This is a genomic window from Nitrosospira multiformis (genome assembly GCF_900110185.1).
Taxonomy (GTDB): Bacteria; Pseudomonadota; Gammaproteobacteria; order Burkholderiales; family Nitrosomonadaceae; genus Nitrosospira; species Nitrosospira multiformis_A.
The window spans coordinates 120,596-137,961 of the sequence record NZ_FOCT01000008.1; the positions used below are offsets into that span (position 1 = coordinate 120,596).

The 17,366-nt window shown below is 53.6% G+C and carries 15 protein-coding genes and 1 tRNA gene; 14 read left to right on the plus strand and 2 right to left on the minus strand.

The window, feature by feature from the left end; all coding sequences use genetic code 11:
* Positions 1 to 28 precede the first annotated feature (28 nt).
* On the minus strand, positions 29 to 1,132 hold the full coding sequence (gene tgt, locus BMY01_RS10680; protein ID WP_074746986.1) for a tRNA guanosine(34) transglycosylase Tgt: 1,104 nt from the start codon (positions 1,130 to 1,132) through the stop codon (positions 29 to 31).
* Between the two features lie 115 nt (positions 1,133 to 1,247).
* The gene (gene queA / locus BMY01_RS10685) at positions 1,248 to 2,321 is read right to left on the minus strand and encodes a tRNA preQ1(34) S-adenosylmethionine ribosyltransferase-isomerase QueA (RefSeq protein WP_074746988.1); all 1,074 of its coding nucleotides are present in this window, start codon (positions 2,319 to 2,321) and stop codon (positions 1,248 to 1,250) included.
* A 98-nt stretch (positions 2,322 to 2,419) separates the two neighbouring features.
* Between queA and BMY01_RS10690 the strand changes: the two genes are divergently transcribed.
* From BMY01_RS10690 to BMY01_RS18955, 14 genes are all read left to right on the plus strand, one after another.
* Positions 2,420 to 2,506, plus strand: a tRNA-Leu gene (locus BMY01_RS10690).
* Positions 2,507 to 2,668: 162 nt separating this feature from the next.
* A complete protein-coding gene (locus BMY01_RS17055) occupies positions 2,669 to 3,001 on the plus strand; it encodes an Arm DNA-binding domain-containing protein (RefSeq protein WP_081353883.1) in 333 nt (110 codons plus the stop codon).
* Positions 3,002 to 3,018: 17 nt separating this feature from the next.
* Positions 3,019 to 3,915 (plus strand): tyrosine-type recombinase/integrase, encoded by an 897-nt coding sequence (locus tag BMY01_RS10695; RefSeq protein ID WP_081353884.1) that lies wholly within the window; start codon positions 3,019 to 3,021, stop codon positions 3,913 to 3,915.
* A gap of 488 nt (positions 3,916 to 4,403) precedes the next feature.
* Positions 4,404 to 5,207 (plus strand): AsnC family protein, encoded by an 804-nt coding sequence (locus BMY01_RS10700; protein WP_139176859.1) that lies wholly within the window; start codon positions 4,404 to 4,406, stop codon positions 5,205 to 5,207.
* A gap of 192 nt (positions 5,208 to 5,399) precedes the next feature.
* Entirely contained in the window at positions 5,400 to 5,642 is a 243-nt protein-coding gene (locus BMY01_RS10705) for a helix-turn-helix transcriptional regulator (protein WP_074746992.1), read from the plus strand.
* Positions 5,642 to 6,070: a hypothetical protein gene (locus BMY01_RS10710; RefSeq protein ID WP_074746994.1), complete on the plus strand. Its 429-nt coding sequence runs from the start codon at positions 5,642 to 5,644 to the stop codon at positions 6,068 to 6,070. The genes BMY01_RS10705 and BMY01_RS10710 overlap by 1 nt, the downstream gene beginning before the upstream one ends.
* On the plus strand, positions 6,063 to 7,703 hold the full coding sequence (locus BMY01_RS10715) for a YfjI family protein (RefSeq protein ID WP_081353885.1): 1,641 nt from the start codon (positions 6,063 to 6,065) through the stop codon (positions 7,701 to 7,703). Before BMY01_RS10710 ends, BMY01_RS10715 begins: the two co-directional genes overlap by 8 nt.
* Positions 7,687 to 8,145, plus strand: a complete 459-nt coding sequence (locus BMY01_RS10720) for a hypothetical protein (RefSeq protein WP_074746997.1) — start codon at positions 7,687 to 7,689, stop codon at positions 8,143 to 8,145. The genes BMY01_RS10715 and BMY01_RS10720 overlap by 17 nt, the downstream gene beginning before the upstream one ends.
* 70 nt (positions 8,146 to 8,215) lie before the next feature.
* Entirely contained in the window at positions 8,216 to 8,782 is a 567-nt protein-coding gene (locus BMY01_RS10725) for a terminase small subunit (RefSeq protein WP_139176861.1), read from the plus strand.
* A gap of 207 nt (positions 8,783 to 8,989) precedes the next feature.
* Positions 8,990 to 10,489, plus strand: a complete 1,500-nt coding sequence (locus BMY01_RS10730) for an FAD-dependent oxidoreductase (protein WP_217638651.1) — start codon at positions 8,990 to 8,992, stop codon at positions 10,487 to 10,489.
* Positions 10,490 to 11,228: 739 nt separating this feature from the next.
* The gene (locus BMY01_RS10735; RefSeq protein ID WP_074747002.1) at positions 11,229 to 11,759 is read left to right on the plus strand and encodes a DUF4231 domain-containing protein; all 531 of its coding nucleotides are present in this window, start codon (positions 11,229 to 11,231) and stop codon (positions 11,757 to 11,759) included.
* Positions 11,760 to 11,832: 73 nt separating this feature from the next.
* Positions 11,833 to 16,494 carry an nSTAND1 domain-containing NTPase gene (locus BMY01_RS10740; protein WP_074747004.1) on the plus strand — a complete coding sequence of 1,554 codons (4,662 nt, stop codon included), beginning with the start codon at positions 11,833 to 11,835 and terminating at the stop codon, positions 16,492 to 16,494.
* 247 nt (positions 16,495 to 16,741) lie between these two features.
* Complete coding sequence (locus BMY01_RS18950; protein ID WP_439331401.1) at positions 16,742 to 17,023, plus strand: recombinase family protein; 282 nt, start codon at positions 16,742 to 16,744, stop codon at positions 17,021 to 17,023.
* Complete coding sequence (locus BMY01_RS18955; protein WP_439331402.1) at positions 17,020 to 17,295, plus strand: recombinase family protein; 276 nt, start codon at positions 17,020 to 17,022, stop codon at positions 17,293 to 17,295. The genes BMY01_RS18950 and BMY01_RS18955 overlap by 4 nt, the downstream gene beginning before the upstream one ends.
* Positions 17,296 to 17,366: the final 71 nt, after the last annotated feature.

A 17,366-nucleotide genomic window follows, 5' to 3' on the forward strand; every position in this document is an offset into this window, starting at 1 on the left:
GTAATGGGATAAAAAGAACGTGATTTTATCACGATGCCGTTTGTGCTTGAAATGCTTGCGCATATTCCTGGAACTGCCCGTTTTCGACTGCAGTGCGGATTTCGCCCATCAACTGCTGATAATAATACAGGTTATGCAGCGTGTTGAGGCGCGCACCCAGAATTTCGCCGGTTCGCTGCAAATGATGCAGATAAGCGCGGCTGAAATGCCGGCAAGTATAGCAGGTACATTGTTCATCCGCCGGACGGGTATCGAGGCGATACTGGCTGTTGCGCAGCTTGATAACCCCGGTTCGCGTATACAACCATCCATTGCGCGCATTGCGCGTCGGCAGCACGCAATCGAACATGTCTATACCCTGCGCCACCGCATCCACGATATCAGCCGGAGTACCCACACCCATGAGGTACCGGGGCTTCCCTGCTGGTAGCCGGGGCGCGGTGTGTCTGAGGATGCGCCGCATGTCGGCCTTGGGCTCTCCCACCGAAAGCCCTCCGATTGCATAGCCATCGAAACCGATGTCCAGCAACCCCGCCAGGGATTCATCACGCAGATTTTCGTACATCCCTCCCTGCACAATACCGAACAGCGCATTGCGGTTTCCACCTTCATCATGCGCCTGCCTTGACCGCTCCGCCCAGCGCATGCTCAATTCCATGGATTCGCCCACCGCCCGCTCATCCGCCGGATAAGGCGTACATTCATCGAATATCATGACGATGTCAGAATTGAGCACATGCTGGATGCGCATCGATTCCTCGGGAGTAAGAAAGCACGTATCACCGTTGACGGGAGACTTGAACTTCACCCCCTGCTCCGTGATTTTTCTCAAAACGCCGAGGCTGAATACCTGGAATCCGCCGGAATCGGTCAGTATGGGCCCGTCCCATCCCATGAACCGGTGCAATCCACCGTGCGCTTCGATGACCTGGAGGCCCGGGCGCAGCCACAAGTGGAAGGTGTTGCCAAGCACGATATGTGCGTTGATGGCTTGCAAATCTGCCGGTGACATTGTTTTTACGGCGCCATAGGTCCCCACGGGCATGAAAGCGGGCGTTTCCACAACACCGTGTGTGAGCGACAAGGTGCCGCGACGGGCCAGTCCATCAGTTCGATGCAATTGAAATTTCATGGATCAAGCTACTGAATAAAACAGTTTTATAGAAGACCAAGCAGTTTTTTAGAGGATAGCGCTATGACTGGAGATAAACGGTTTTGTCCGCAGATTCGTTATTCCAGGCTTTAATCTATATCCCCCCTGCCCTTTCGATCAGCATCGCATCGCCAAAACTGAAAAAGCGATAGCGTTCTTTGATCGCATGCCGGTACGCACGCCGGATATTTTCGACGCCACCGAACGCGGACACGAGCATTAACAAGGTTGACCGCGGCAAATGAAAGTTGGTCAGCAGGCAATCCACCACCCGGAACTGATAACCCGGCGTAATGAAAATATCGGTTTCGCCCGCTCCGCATTTTATCCGAACGTCACCTTCCCCATTATCTGCTTCCGCCCGCCCCCCCGCGACTGCTGCCGCGGCTTCCAGTGCCCGGAGCGATGTGGTGCCCACGGCCAATACCCGTCCGCCCTCGGCTTTAGCATGCCTAATGCATTCCACGGTTTCCGCAGACACATAAAAAACTTCGCTGTGCATTCTATGATCGGCAATATTTTCCACCCGGATCGGCTGGAAAGTGCCAGAGCCCACATGCAGCGTCACATGCGCCATTACCACACCCAGTTTCCGTAACAACCCCAGCATAGGCTCGTCGAAATGCAGGCCCGCGGTTGGAGCCGCCACTGCGCCAGGCCGGGTCGCATAAACGGTCTGATACCGCAACTCGTCAGATTTTTCCACCGGGCGCGATATATAAGGAGGCAAAGGCAGATTGCCGTAACGTTCCAGCAACTCGATGACCGCACTCTCGTGCTCGAATTGCAGGGTATAAAAACCGTGCTCGCGGGACAGGACAGTGGCCTCGATCGCATCAGCAAGGAAAAGCTTCGATCCCGGTTTCGGTGAATGACTGGCGCGAATAGCAGCCTGCACGCAATGCCTGTCCAGCACGCGCTCCACCAGGACCTCGATCCTGCCGCCAGTATCTCTCACGCCATACAGGCGCGCCTTGATGACGCGAGTATCGTTAAAGACGATCACGTCGCCGGGACGCAAATACGATGGAAGGTCTGTAAACATCCTGTCCTGCAATGCGCCACTTGCGGCCTCGAGATGCAGCATGCGGCTATTGCCCCGCTTCTCGGCCGGAAACTGCGCAATGAGTTCAGGAGGAAGGTCGAAGTCGAAATCCTGAATTTTCATCGCGCGTATTATACCGGCAGCAGGAATCGCGCTACGGGTTGCCGCAAATGGGGTTTTCAGTGATAATGCCCCTCCTGAAAAAGAACACGAAAAGCTTTGCCGGGATGGCGGAATTGGTAGACGCACGGGACTCAAAATCCCGCGACCGCGAGGTCATGGGGGTTCGATTCCCCCTCCCGGCACCAACAGATAGTCCAAAGAAGCCAAGAGAAGTATAAATAATCATTTAAAACAATCCTCTCTTATAAACAGTGGTCTGGCAATATCCTTTTGCATCCATTGACTTCCGGGTAAAGAGCGGGTAAAAAGACGGGTAAATAATTTACCTGGAGAAGTTTTTACCCGTCATGGCCTCTGAGCTCTTATCCGCCTTAGAAGTCCGCAACGCCAAACCCGGCGACAAGCCGCGCAAGCTGCGCGATGGAAATGGCCTGCACCTGTTGGTGCACCCCAACGGCTCCAAATACTTCCAGCTTCGCTACACCCTCCACGGCAAGGAGAAAACGCTTCAGCTTGGGGCCTACCCTGAGATGGGATTGGCTGATGCCAGAGTGGCGGCGAAAGGTGCGCGCCAACTAGTGGCCGACGGCACCGATCCCGTCCAGAACAGACGCATTCAGGAAGCAAAAAAGCCGCCTCCGCTACAAATACCTTCAGGGCCGTTGCTGAGCAGTGGCTGAATATCAAGAAGCGTACCTTGGCTCCCACCACTTATAAAAAGACAGAGGAAACATTCAAAGCCAACGTCTACCCCCGTTTCGGCGATCTGCCAATCAAGGATGTGAGTGCTCTCATGGTGCGGGATGCGATGCAGGCAATGGAGCGCCGTGGAGCGCTTGAGATCATGCAGAAATGCCGGGCGTGGATCAGGTCTGTTTTTGACTTCGCCCTTAGCGAAGAAATGATCGAGCATAATCCCGTGCCCCAGAAAGACCTGGTACTGAAGAAGCATAAAGAAAAGCGCCATCCGGGTCTTAAGAGCCGTGAGGATGCTGCCCAGTTCCTGCGCAATCTGTTTGAGTATCCTGGGCGGGCTGAAACCCGTCTTGCCATCTGGCTGCAAATGCTGGTGGCTACCCGTCCTGGTGAATTGCGCTTGGCGCAATGGGAAGAGTTCGATTTCGAGAAAGCGTTATGGACAATCCCGCTTGAACGCATGCGAAACCGCAATCACATGTCCGAACCGCATATCGTGCCCCTGTCGCATCAGGCGATTGCTGCATTGAAGGAACTACACCGTTACACCAGCTACAGCAAACTGCTATTCCCCAGTGTGACCAGTTCTACCAAGCCCATCAGTGATATGACGATCTCGAAGGCCTTGCGAACGATCTGGCCGCACTATCGGATTGTCCCTCATGGCTTCAGGCATTTTTTCAGCACAATGGCCAACGAACACGGGCAGTTCCGCCATGACGTGATCGAGGCCGCTTTGGCGCATAAGGACGGAAACGCGATCCGGGCAACCTACAATCGGGCGACGTATATCCGAGAGCGACGCGAACTGGCGCAATGGTGGGCAGATGAGCTGGAAGGGATGAAGCCTGGAGCGGAAGTGATACTGCTATATACCAGAGCCGCAGGCAAAGCCTAGACGCGCCAATTTTGCTGCGGAGAGGACTTTTCTGGTACTAGCCGGTTGCCTCTCCTCTTCCTCAAACAGACTGCCCTGCTCAGCAATATTAATATTGTTACTCGCGCAATAATCTCGGATCAAAACTTCCGCCATATTCGAGATTGAGCGATGCTCACATGCTGCAGCCCTTCGTAAGGCCTCTTTAAAGCGCGGTCAATATGGAAGGTTAGAGTTGTTGTTTTTTTGTTGCCATTGTTTTCCTCTCGTGACTGTAAATGTACAGTAAAATACAGATCAATCCTACGTGATCTTTTCCTGTTCGGTTATCCCCTTTTTATCTGTATCTCAATCTCCCTCTGCACATCCTAAATCCAGGATCACGACCGATTTGGATTGGAAACACGAATGGCTCGAACGCTAGGCATGAACTCGGCAGGGATATGCATGAATCGTGTGTCGTATTACCGAAGAAAGAAATTTGTGTCGCATCACAACGGTACTTCAATATGACAAAAAAAGAGCAACAGCTATTTCATAGTCACCCTGACTACCAACGCATATCAGGTGAGAAACAGCGCGTCCAGAACATAAATGTCGGCGTGGATCGCCCTGACTATATTCCCTACGCAAAAGCGATGAGGTTACTTGCAGAGCGAATTGGCGCAACCCCTGAAGAAATGGCGGCTTGGATTTTTTATGGACCGGAGCTGGGTGGCCTTAGGGCCTATGAACACGCCCATGAATTCGCAGATCCTTGGGTGTTTTCCTATGCCGTTCGAACCCATCCCCGCATCAGCGAAGATTATGTTTCTCCATTGATGAATTTGTGGTTCCTCAAAGAGGAGATTATTAACTTCTATCCCAGCGAACGCTACATAACAGGAAAGAAGCTAATTGAAGAATGGAGCAAACAACCAGGGATCGAACCCAAAGTCTACATTATGGCGAAAATTCGGGAATCTCGGCTTACCGGTTTTCATCCAATCTGTGGGATAACGGGGGCAGGCTGTTCACTTCTCGGCGTTGACCCACGCATCGAAACTGCATTTTTTCCAGTCTCTGAGATCGAAGAAATCGAAACGTTGGATTTTGGTAACGATGAGTGTAATAGGGAAAGCGAACATAAGCAGCCTGGTCATTTAAACCATGATCTGAAAATGCAGAAGAGAGCTAACGAAATAGCCGCTGAACTAAAAAAGAAGACTCCGGGGCGGGTATCAACGAGAGACGAGGTAGCAAAAAAACTGGCAGCAGAGCTTGGCATGACGTCAGAAACAGTGTTGCGCAGAATACGAAAGCAGTGGAAATAGTGAGAGTTGCCCGATTACTTATTGCTGCCTAACTAAGTTATTGTAATACAAATATAAAGGCGGAACCGAAGTGGTTCCGCCTTATTTTTTGCCCGCGCACACTGTATCTCAGGTGCTCCGCTACATTCCTCAACTGTACGGGCAAGGCCAGTAACATCGCGGAGCACCCGGCCTTGTTTGTTAGGAGATACCATGCGCAAGAAGCTGTGCCGGGCGCGCCGGACCCGCGAGTTACGCCGGTTCCTTCGTATGAAGGAACTGCCATCTATTACCGGTCGCTCCCGTAGCTGGATATACGACGCGATCAGTCGGGACGAATTTCCTGCTCCCATTTCCATCGGTGCTCGATCTGTAGCGTGGACCGAAGAATCAATAGCTGAGTGGCAAGCCAAGTGTATCGAGCAATGCCGCAAAACGGGCAAGGAGGATCAATAATGAGCCTCGATCGTATGCTGCCATTACTTGAGGGGGTCAAACGCAGGGGACAGGGCCGCTGGCTGGCCCTATGCCCTGCACATAACGATCGCAGTCCTTCCTTAGCTCTACGTGAACTGGATGATGGGCGAGTTCTGGTCCATTGTTTCGCTGGGTGTGACATCCATTCCATTTTGTCCCGGCTGGCAATTACGTTCGATGATCTATACCCGTCACGGGAATTGGGGCATAGGCTCACGAGAGAGAAGCGGCCTTTTCCTGCGACTGACATCCTTCACGCCATCGCATTCGAAGTGTTGTTCGTAGCTGTAACGGCTTCCTCGATTCTTGCAGGGGAACCCTTGAATGCCGCTGACCGAGAGCGGTTGGCTCTGGCAGTATGCAGGATACATGCAGCACTGGATGCTGGAGGACTGAACCATGAATAAAGCCATAGAGCGTGGACAGTCTTTTCTTGACAAGGTAGCAGGAGTAATCCGGAACAGGAATACGGAGGGTACGGCCAGCGTCAATTCGCAAAATGATGATTGGCCGGAACCCGGCGATATCAAGGGGAAGCTACATCCCGTTCCCTCATTTGAAGCAGAAACGCTGTTGCCTCCAGTCCTGCGTGAATGGGTCATGGACGAAGCCGACCGCATGCCCTGTCCACCGGACTTTGTTGCGGCGGCTGCGGTCGTGGCACTTGGCTCTATCATCGGTGCCCGGTGCGCGATCAAGCCCAAGGCACAGGATGACTGGCTTGTCGTGCCCAATGTCTGGGGCGGAGTAGTAGGTCTTCCCTCGGCCAAGAAATCTCCCGCCATCAGCGCAGCACTGAAACCCCTGGAGCGGCTGATTGAGCAGGCAATAGAGGCGCATCGAGCTGAGCTGGATGCCTGTGATGCGAGCAGAACCGTATTCAAGGCACGCGAGGATGCAATCGAGCATCACATCAAGGCGGCGGCAAAGGATCCCAAAAACGGCGATTTGGACAGCCTCGTGCAGGAGCTGCAAGATCACCGGCAGCAGGTTCCCGATTCACCTGCACTGCGGCGCTACAAGACTAATGACACGACCATTGAAAAACTGGGCGAGCTGCTCAGGGACAACCCCGGTGGGCTGCTGCTCTTGCGCGATGAACTGGTGGGATTGCTTTCATCATGGGAAAGGTATGGCCGTGAAGGGGAGCGTGCCTTTTACCTGGAAGCCTGGAACGGCAACAGCAGTTTCGATACTGACCGCATTGGCCGCGGCTCCATTTTTATCCCCAACCTGTGCGTGTCGATCTTTGGGGGAATCCAGCCGGACAAACTGACTGCCTACCTGGAGCAGATCAAGAATGCCCTGGCAAACGACGGCATGCTGCAACGCTTTCAACTGCTGGTCTACCCGGATCACCGGAAATGGGAGTGGCGCGACCGCGCACCAAACATGGAGGCACGCAACCAGGCTTTCGCGATATTCGAAGCGTTGGCGGAATTTAATCCGGTGGACTGGGGGGCGGCGCCAGCCGATGAATTCATCAAGTTTCCCCATTTCCACTTCGACGAGGCTGCACAGGAGTTGTTTATCAAGTGGTCCAGCGATTTACATACGGAGCGCCTACCGGCGGAAGAGGATTCCTTGATGGCTCAACATCTGGCGAAATTTGACAAACTGTTTCCCGCGCTGGCGCTGATCTTCCATCTGGTTGAATGTGCCGCTACAGGCCGGCGGGGACCCTTATCGAAGGAGGCCGCCCTGCGCGCTGCAGCCTGGTGCGAATACCTTGAGGCCCATGCCCGACGGTGCTATGGTTTATTGGCCGATATGGAGCTTTGCGCGGCACAGGCACTGGCGAAAAAGTTGTTGCAAGGTGATCTGGTCAATGGTTTCACTGTACGAGACGTTATGCGCAAGCAGTGGAGTGGCCTGAAAACAAAACCAGTGATACAGGCAGGCTTGGCCTGGCTGGAAGAGGAAGAGTGGTTGCGCAGTGAGGACATTGGCGCTAGCGGCCGGTCTACCCGGCGCTACTGGATCAATCCCAGGATAAGCGAGCTGGGCAAAACGGGGAAACACGATGACGAACTGGCTTGAGTGTGCGCGACGTGAGTTGAGTGCGAACGCCAAATCCCCCGCGCAAATTTCGAAAAGTGCTGGCGATTGCACTGACAATACTGACAAAAGGGTACTTTCGTCAGTATTGTCAGTACCCCAACCTGGCAAATCTAAAAATTTGGGGACTTCCAGCGTCGATATTGCCAGTACTCTTCCGCCGGCTTTTCAGGAAAATCACAGCTCAGCCCGTGCTGCGCCCCCCATGAGCGACGAGGAAGAAGCCTTGCTTGGCGCATGGCTCACTCAAATTGGTGAGACCGACCCTGAAGGAATTGCAGCCCTGATGAACAAGTGCCGCCTTGACATGGATGCCAGACGGTATTTCGTCAAGCGGGCGCGTGGGGAACTCTGCCTGGTGAATTCCAGCATGGATGCTTATCTCAATGAAGCGCTGGCGAAATGGAAGCTGAGGGAGGAATAGATGGCCGCTTGTACTGATCAAATCCGGCGAAAGTACCGGTATTGACGTGAGTGCCAGAAAGGACGCCATCATGAAGCATTCAGAACCTGCTGAACTGACACCCAGGCAGCAACGATTCGCAACTGAATATTGCGTTGACCTGAATGCGACAGCCGCTTATGTACGTGCTGGGTACCGAGCGCGAGGTAATTCAGCGGAAGTGTCTGCTTGCCAATTGCTAAGAAATGCTAAGGTTCAGGAAGCCATCGAGCAGAAGCAAAGGGAGGTCGCCAAACGCTGCGAGCTGACCAGCGAAACTATCATTCGGGAGACTGCAGCGGTCGCTTTCTCGGACATACGCAGGCTGTTCAACACTGATGGATCACCGAAAGCCATTCATGAAATCGATGATGCAACGGCCTCTGCTATCTCAACGATTGAAGTCGGCCAGACCATTACTGACGGCAAGGTGACAGGGAGGACGTGCAGAATAAGGTTCTGGGACAAGAACAGCGCCCAGGAGCGGCTTTTCAGGCACATGGGACTGTTTCGCAAGGGGAACGCGCCCAAACAGACACCCCGCAAGATAGCGGTCGTCTTTGTCTCGTCGAATGGCGAAGTGGTGGCGCCTGATTTCCAAAAACCCAGGGAAACCTGATCGGTTTTTTGACAACCAGCAAATAGGTGGCCCATGCCGCGATAGGCTGAACGTGAACGCCAAGCTGACTGTAGGCAAGCTGCAGAGGATTTGGTCTTTTTTATATGACTAAAAGCGGAATACCTGCTATAAAAAAATAGCAAGATGGCAGAAATTCTGCGTATCCCCCTGATAAAAATGGAGAATAAGATGAAGAACTCGGGAGTCATGACTTCAATTTGGATGGCAACGACTGAGATATCGTCCCGGCCGGCCCTTTCCGAAGATATGACAGCGGAGGTCTGCGTAGTTGGCGCCGGTATTGCCGGTCTCACGACCGCTTATCTGCTTGCGAACGAAGGTCGATCTGTCATCATCCTGGACGATGGATCGATAGCGAGTGGGGAAACATCGCGAACTACAGCGCATCTGGTTAACGCGCTCGACGATCGCTATTTCGAGATCGAAAGGATGCATGGAGAGAAAGGCGCCCGGCTCGCTGCTGAAAGTCATACTGCAGCAATAGATCGCATTGAGGCAATTATCACGAAGGAGAAAATCGCCTGTGATTTTGAAAGACTTGACGGTTACTTGTTTGTGCCCCCGGGCGACTCGACGGATGTGCTCGATAAAGAGCTGGAAGCAGCGCATAAGTCTGGATTGAAGGACGTGGAGCATATCAAGCGTGCTCCGCTAGAGGGATTTGATACCGGACCTTGCCTACGGTTTCCCCGTCAGGCGCAGTTTCATCCGCTGAAGTATTTGGACGCCCTCGCGCATGCAATTGAAATAAGAGGCGGACGCATCTTTAACCAGACTCATGTGGAAGAATTCAAGGATGGCTCCCCCACCCACGTCAAAACGGACAGGGGTCTGGTGGTGTCCGCCGGAGCAATCGTAGTGGCGACGAATACGCCGGTTAACGATTGGGTTACCATTCACACCAAACAGGCGGCCTATCGCACTTACGTCATTGGCCTTCGGGTTGCGAAAGGATCGGTGACAAAAGCGCTCTACTGGGATACGCCCGATCCGTACCATTACGTCCGACTGCAGGAATTATCAGGGTATGAGGTGCTGATTGTCGGCGGGGAAGACCATAAGACGGGCCAGGCCGACGATGCTGACGAGCGATTTGGTAGGCTGGAAGCCTGGACGCGGGAACGGTTCCCGGCGGCAGGAGCGGTGGAATTTCACTGGTCGGGGCAGATCATTGAGCCCATCGACAGCCTTGCTTTTATAGGACGAAATCCCGGGGACAAAAATATTTATGTGGCTACGGGCGATTCTGGAAACGGGATGACGCACGGAACGATTGCTGGCATTCTTCTCACCGATCTCATCTCCGGACGGGAAAACGAATGGGAAACTCTTTATGATCCGTCACGCATTTCCCTTCGGGCAGCTCCGGAATTCGCCAGAGAGAACCTCAATGTCTTGGCCCAATACTCGGATTATGCAACCGCTGGAGACCTCAATCAGACTCGCGAAATTACAGCGAGTACCGGAGCACTGGTTAGGCAAGGACTGAAGAAGCTAGCTGTCTACCGGGATAGCCAAGGGTCCTTGCACAAACGCTCCGCCGTATGTCCCCATCTGGGTTGCATTGTGGCATGGAATGACGCGGAAAAAACCTGGGATTGCCCCTGCCACGGGTCTCGCTTCGACCCCTATGGCAAAGTTCTCAACGGTCCGGCAAACGTAGATCTCCAGCCCGACGGCGGTTAGCCCTTGCCAAATGCTTGTACCGGCCGAATCTTTCTCATTATGGACAATGTCCTTCATCACTCATTATCTGAGCAAACGGGGAGACCATCATTCGAAATTTCCTGTGAATACGGACTGTCAAGGTAAGTGATGCACTGAAATGGTAGCTGCGGTACGATGGGTAGAGCGAAAGCGGAGCCAATGCTCACTCACTTTCTCCCGCACTCACCCTGCTTAAAGGTGGCAGGTAAAGTTCCCTTTACAAGCCTCCGCCAAGTGTCCTTCTGGAGTACACCCTAATTTGAGGCAGCCAAGGGGGACATGGATCGATTTTTCCCCGATTGGCGTGGATAGATCTGTTGATAACTGCCCAAGCTCGTGTCTCCGCTTTGCTTTCCTGCGCTGATCAAGATTGTGGCACCTGTGGTGGAAGCAGAAGTGCCGTCTGCATCGGGCAAATCATCCCATTTTCGGTATCGTTAACAATCCGGGACCCTGCAAGCTGGACGAATCGTTACACTGCCGAAATGAAAAGATCGATCTTGAAAAATATCCACGGTGGGCTTTATTGAGCAGCAATCGGGGCATCGAAAACTCGTGTTGTTACTGTATGAGAGCTTTAACAATACGGGTTTTCTTCCTAATGACAAAACCTTGGATCAAAACGTCAACAGGCCCTAGCGTACTAATATTAATATTGCATTATTTAACGTAAGCCGCGCGAATTGTGGCTGAAAAAAATCAGAAGAACAAAAGAATAATGGCTACCGCTCAGAACTCCCTGCCGAAGGTCGAGGCTTTCCTGGCCGCGCTCAATGAGCAGAGTTTCTTTAAGGACGCCTCAACTCAAGGCAGCGTGCTTTGGTATATCGCTTTTTACAAGAAACGTGCACCCCAGAGACGCAGGGCCTTTCGAGCTGGTGGATTCATCTTATTATTTTTGAGCATCAGTCTTCCCTTCCTGACCCAGCTGGCTCCAAAAGATCTGCAGGCACAAGTGGCATCAACGCTTGCCTGGTTGGTTGCCCTTGTCGCTGCAGCCAATTCCTTTTTCAATTGGCAAAAGGCATGGCAAGGCTATGTCCAGACACAACTCACATTACAGTTTGCGTTGACCGAGTGGGAATTGCGAACCGCTGAGGCAAGGGCCGCATTAACCGACGAGGAAGGCTTGGCGCTTTTGAGAGAAGGCCTGCAGAAATTCATCAAAACGGTAAGTGAGGCAGTGTCAGGGGAGACGGCCCAATATTTTGAGGGCGTGAAGATCCCTGAAACCAGAACTGGCTCCTAGGATACCTAAAATGATGCAAGTGATGCCTGTAGTAGGCGCGTGATGGGTAAGACGAAAGAACCTCGGTGAAAACATGTCCCTCATCTTCCTGAGCCATTCCAGTGTAGATGAACTTGAAGCGGTTGCGCTGAAGCACTGGTTACTGGATAACGGCTGGGATGATGTCTTTCTCGATCTTGATCCAGTGCGTGGCTTGAAGGCTGGCGAGCGGTGGCAGGAAGCACTGCGGCGTGCAGCTGACCACTGTGAAGCAGTCATATTCATCATCTCCCCGGCATGGGCAAAATCAAAGTGGTGCCTGACTGAATTTCTACTGGCTAAGAGCCTAAACAAACTCATCTTCGGTGTGGTGGTGAAGGAGACGCCGCTGGGCGAACTGCCCACTGAGCTCACCTCAGAGTATCAGTTGACCTATCTCATCGGCAAGGGATCAACTGAGGCTATTCATTTCGTTCATCACGAACGTCCGGCTGATGTTTCTTTCCTTGCCAACGGACTTGGCCGACTGCGATTAGGGCTGCAAACAGCGGGCTTGAGCGCCAGTTTTTTTCCGTGGCCGCCGAAGGGCGACGAGGCCCGCTCCCCCTACCGGGGCTTCGAACCCCTGGATAAAGAGGACGCTGCCGTGTTTTTTGGCCGCGATGTGGAGATATTGCAGGGCCTGGATAAGTTGCGGGGGATGCGTGCTTCCGGGGACGAGGCTCTGTTCGTCATACTCGGGCCTTCCGGTGCAGGCAAGTCCTCATTCCTGCGCGCTGGCCTCCTGCCACGGCTGAAGCGTGACGCCCGACACTTCCATCCACTGGAAGTTATCCGTCCGGAACGCAGCCCATTGTTCGGAGAGCGGGGGCTTGCGCACGCGATCTCCCAGGCAAATGATGATCTTGGTCTTAAGCCAACCAACAGGGGGGAAGTAAAAATAGCGCTTGGTGAAAGTGCTCACCGTCTTGCGCAGCTACTGCACAATATTCAATGCGCGGCTCGCCATCAGTTGCTTGGACTGCCAGACAATGCGCCGCCCCCTACCCTGATTCTTCCGGTAGATCAGGCCGAAGAACTCTTCAATGCTGACGCTACCGAAGAGGCACGCAGATTTCTCGAGCTCCTAGGCAATGTTCTGCGGGCCAGTCTATCTGACAGGGGAGGAAGCCCCTCGTTAATCGTAGCCTTCACTATTCGCTCCGACCGCTACGAACCCCTACAGACCGCGTCTGAGCTGACGGGATTAAAAACAGTGGTGTTCGACGCATTGAAGCCCATGCCGCGAGCCCAGTTCAAGGAAGTCATAACTGGCCCAGCCGAGCGTTCAACCCGGAGCGCCAAGCGACTGGAAGTCAAAGCGGACCTCGTGCAGCAACTCCTGGCTGATTGCGACCAGGGAGCTGATACCTTGCCACTGTTGAGTCTGACTTTATCGCACCTGTACCGTGATTATGGGAAGGATGGCGATCTGCGCCTCGATGAGTATCAGAGCATGGGCGGGATAAGCAATGTCATTCAGACTGAGATTGACTCAATATTGGCTTTCGATCCGGAAACAAGGAAGGCCCAGCTCGAAATATTGCATGCCGCATTCATTCCCTGGCTTGCCGCCATCAATCTAGAAAACAACCAGCCCATGCGAAGGAGGGCAAGAAAATCCGATCTCCCATCCAATAGTCTTGTCCTGATACAGGCGCTGGTTGAGAAGCGTCTGCTGCTGAGCGACATGCGTGACGGAGAGCAGGTCTTCGAGGTTGCCCATGAAAGCCTCTTGCGCCAATGGGACAAACTGGCTGAATGGCTGCGGGAGGAGGGTGACGATCTGAAAGATGCTGTTCGGCTCGAACAGGCTGCAAGTGCTTGGAGCACGAGCGGCAAAAAAATCGATTGGCTTGTAGAAGGAGAGCGACTGGCAATCTTTGAGGCAGTTGCCGCCAAGCCAGGTTATCGCAGACGGCTGGAATTGACCAGCGAATTTCTGTTGTGCTCGCGTCAGCGGGAGACGCAACGGCGCGAGGCGGAAGAGCGCTACCGCCAGGCTGAACTTCTTGCGGCGCAGGAAAGGCAAGCTGCAGCGGAAGAATCAAAGAAAAAGGCACAAATTGCCTTGGCAGCATCCAATTTCCGCGAAGCCCAATGGTATTATCAAAATAATAACATTCGATACGCTCTGGCTTATCTTGCTCATGCTGTGCGACTGAACCCCGAGGGAACAGCTAGTCGTACTCTTCTGGTCAATCTCCTGCAGCAGAGAAGCTGGTTCCTGCCTGTGGGCGAGCCCATGAGGCATGAAGATACGGTCTGGATTGCTCAGTTCAGCCCTCACGGCACAAAGGTAGTGAGCGTGTCTTTGGACGATAAAGCTCAGCTATGGAATGCTAAAACCGGCAAGCCTGTGGGCGAACCCATGAGGCATGAAGATACGGTCTGGATTGCTCAGTTCAGTCTGGACGGCACGAAGGTGGTGACCGCATCAAAGGACAAGACCGCGCGGCTGTGGGATGCCAAAACCGCAAAGCCTCTGGGCGAGGCCATGAGGCATGAAGATACGGTCTGGATTGCTCAGTTCAGTCTGGACGGCACGAAGGTGGTGACCGCATCAGATGACAAGACTGCGAGGCTGTGGGATGCCAAAACCGGAAAGCCTCTGGGCGAGCCCATGCGGCATGAAGGCGAGGTCCGGTTTGTACAGTTCAGTCCCGATGGCACGAGAGTGGTGACCGCATCAAAGGACAATACCGCCCGACTGTGGGATGCCAAAACCGGCCAGCCCTTGGGGGAAGCCATGAGGCATGAAGATGGGGTCAACTCCGCCCACTTCAGTCCCGATGGCACGAGAGTGGTGACCGCATCAAAGGACAATATCGCCCGACTGTGGGATGCCAAAACCGGAAAGCCTCTGGGCGAGCCCATGCGGCATGAAGGCGAGGTCCGGTTTGTACAGTTCAGTCCCGATGGCACGAGAGTGGTGACCGCATCCCCGCACAATACCGCCCGACTGTGGGACGCTAAAACCGGCCAGCCCTTGGGGGAAGCCATGAGGCATGAAGATGGGGTCAACTCCGCCCACTTCAGTCCCGATGGTACGAAGGTGGTGACGGCCTCATGGGACCGGACTGTGCGACTGTGGGACGCCAAAACCGGCCAGCCCTTGGGGGAAGCCATGAGGCATGAAGATGGGGTCAACTCCGCCCACTTCAGTCCCGATGGCACGAGAGTGGTGACCGCATCAAAGGACAATACCGCCCGACTGTGGGATGCCAAAACCGGCCAGCCCTTGGGGGAAGCCATGGAGCATGAAGATAAGGTGACATCCGCGCAGTTCAGTCCCGACGGTACCAAGGTGGTGACCGTATCAGAGGACCATACCGTGCGGCTTTGGGATGCCAAAACTGGCAAGCTTGTGGGCGAGACCATGGAGCATGAAGGTGACGTGATATCTGAGTTCAGTCCCGATGGTACGAAGGTGGTGATCGCATCAATGGACAAGACCGCGCACCTGTCGGATATCAAAACCGGCAAGCCTGTAGGCGAGACCATGGAGCATGAAGATAAGGTGACATCTGCGCAGTTCAGTCCCGACGGTACCAAGGTGATGACCGTATCGGAGGACCATACCGCCCGGCTGTGGGATGCTAAAACCGGTCAGCCCTTGGGGGAAGCTATGAGGCATGAAGATGGGGTTAACTCTGCCCACTTCAGTCCCGATGGCACCAGAGTGGTGACTGCATCCTGGGACAATACCGCCCGACTATGGGATGCCCAAACTGGCAGGCCCTTGGGCGAGGTCATGAGGCACGAAAGTTGGGTAATTTCTGCCCGCTTCAGTCCAGACGGCAAGAAGGTGGTGACCGCATCAGTGGAACTTACCTCATCAGGGGACAATACCGCACGACTATGGGATGCCCAAACTGGCAGGCCCTTGGGCGAGGTTATGAGACATGCTTTTCCCGTTCAGTCTGCCCAGTTCAGCCCTCATGGCACAAAGGTAGTGAGCGCGTCTTTGGACGGTAAAGCTCAGCTATGGAATGCTAAAACCGGCAAGCCTGTGGGCAAGGCTATGAGGCATAACAATGCGATCAGCTCCGCACAGTTCAGTCCCGATGGTACGAAGGTGGTGACGGGCTCATGGGACCGGACTGCGCGACTGTGGGACGCCAAAACCGGCAAGCCTGTGGGCGAGGCTATGAGGCATGAAGGTTGGGTCAACTCTGCACAGTTCAGTCCCGATGGTACCAAGGTGGTGACCGTATCGGAGGACCATACTGCACGGCTGTGGGATGGCAAAACCGGCAAGCCTGTGAGCGAGGCTATGAGGCATGAAGGTTGGGTCAACTCTGCACAGTTCAGTCCCGACGGCAACAAGGTGTTGACCGCATCGAAGGACAAGACCACTCGGGTGTGGGATATATCGGTGGTCGTTTCGAATAATAAAGATTTGCTCTCAGCCCTAGCAGAAGCGATAGGCGGTAAACAGCTAAATGAGCTCGGGGCCATTGAACCTCTCGAAGATCAAATAGGGCAGATCAACAAGCTGCGCGAGCAAACTGCTAATGCTCCCTTGGGAGAACCAACGGCCGAATCCTTTATTCGCTGGTTCTTTTCCGATCCTTGGACCCGGGTCATCTCGCCATTCTCCCGACTGACTGTTCCAGAATATATCCAGCAACAAATCGACGCGAATCGGCGTGACCAGGTGGAACAAGAGTTCCCCGGCCATCCGCTGTTGCGTCAGCGACATGCAAAGGATTAACTCCACTACCTAACCCCATTTTGAAAGCTTCTGCTACAGCCAGTACCAGCCGTGCGATGGGGGCGCGAGGATAAGTGGCTCATTGACTTCGTTGAGAACGTCATTTTGGAGTACACCCCATCCTGACAAATCTACCTGACAATTTTTCTCCTATTTTTTGTCAGGATAGACTTTAAATTATTATTAATTGACATCTCTTGGTGAGAGCTGTAGACTCTATCCTGACAAGCTATGCGAGGAGAGAGTCGTGGCCAACCAAAGAATCGGATACGTTCGCGTAAGTTCACTGAATCAAAACCCGGAGCGCCAGCTCGACGGTATTAAGCTAGACAAGGTATTTACCGACAAGGCATCAGCCAGGAATACGAACAGGCCTCAGCTCCAGGCCGCACTCAATCACATTCGTTCGGGGGATACGCTCATAGTCCATTCCATGGACAGGCTGGCGCGTAATGTGGAAGACATGGTCAAGCTGGTGAGGGAAATGAATGATCGGGGAGTATCGGTCAATTCATTAAGGAGAATATGAACTTCACTGCCGGTAATGATGATCCTCGCTCTACTTTGATGTTTACCATGCGCAGTGCCTTCGCCCAGTTTGCGCGCTCACTCATCAAGGAAAGACAGCGGGAAGGGATAGCCCTAGCAAAGGCCAAAGGAGTCTACAAGGGCAAGAAGCCAGCTCTAAACCCAGAGAGGATTGCTCAGCTGTGGGAACAGGCCACAGCAGGCGCAAACCGATCAAAGCTGGGGAAGGAGTTTGGAATTAGTCGGGAAACGCTTTATCAATATATTCGATAGATTGTTCTCGAGTTTTAAGGACGATCTTAATGGACAAGCCTAAAGAGGGGCGGAAAGAGCACGACCGCCAG

What these genes read in the sequence shown, in the direction of transcription:
- tgt (WP_074746986.1), bottom strand. Translation starts at nt 1,132, where the DNA reads ATGAAATTTCAATTGCATCGAACTGATGGACTGGCCCGTCGCGGCACC.
- queA (WP_074746988.1), bottom strand. Translation starts at nt 2,321, where the DNA reads ATGAAAATTCAGGATTTCGACTTCGACCTTCCTCCTGAACTCATTGCG.
- BMY01_RS17055 (WP_081353883.1), top strand. Translation starts at nt 2,669, where the DNA reads ATGGCCTCTGAGCTCTTATCCGCCTTAGAAGTCCGCAACGCCAAACCC.
- BMY01_RS10700 (WP_139176859.1), top strand. Translation starts at nt 4,404, where the DNA reads ATGACAAAAAAAGAGCAACAGCTATTTCATAGTCACCCTGACTACCAA.
- BMY01_RS10705 (WP_074746992.1), top strand. Translation starts at nt 5,400, where the DNA reads ATGCGCAAGAAGCTGTGCCGGGCGCGCCGGACCCGCGAGTTACGCCGG.
- BMY01_RS10710 (WP_074746994.1), top strand. Translation starts at nt 5,642, where the DNA reads ATGAGCCTCGATCGTATGCTGCCATTACTTGAGGGGGTCAAACGCAGG.
- BMY01_RS10715 (WP_081353885.1), top strand. Translation starts at nt 6,063, where the DNA reads ATGAATAAAGCCATAGAGCGTGGACAGTCTTTTCTTGACAAGGTAGCA.
- BMY01_RS10720 (WP_074746997.1), top strand. Translation starts at nt 7,687, where the DNA reads ATGACGAACTGGCTTGAGTGTGCGCGACGTGAGTTGAGTGCGAACGCC.
- BMY01_RS10725 (WP_139176861.1), top strand. Translation starts at nt 8,216, where the DNA reads ATGAAGCATTCAGAACCTGCTGAACTGACACCCAGGCAGCAACGATTC.
- BMY01_RS10730 (WP_217638651.1), top strand. Translation starts at nt 8,990, where the DNA reads ATGACTTCAATTTGGATGGCAACGACTGAGATATCGTCCCGGCCGGCC.
- BMY01_RS10735 (WP_074747002.1), top strand. Translation starts at nt 11,229, where the DNA reads ATGGCTACCGCTCAGAACTCCCTGCCGAAGGTCGAGGCTTTCCTGGCC.
- BMY01_RS10740 (WP_074747004.1), top strand. Translation starts at nt 11,833, where the DNA reads ATGTCCCTCATCTTCCTGAGCCATTCCAGTGTAGATGAACTTGAAGCG.
- BMY01_RS18955 (WP_439331402.1), top strand. Translation starts at nt 17,020, where the DNA reads ATGAACTTCACTGCCGGTAATGATGATCCTCGCTCTACTTTGATGTTT.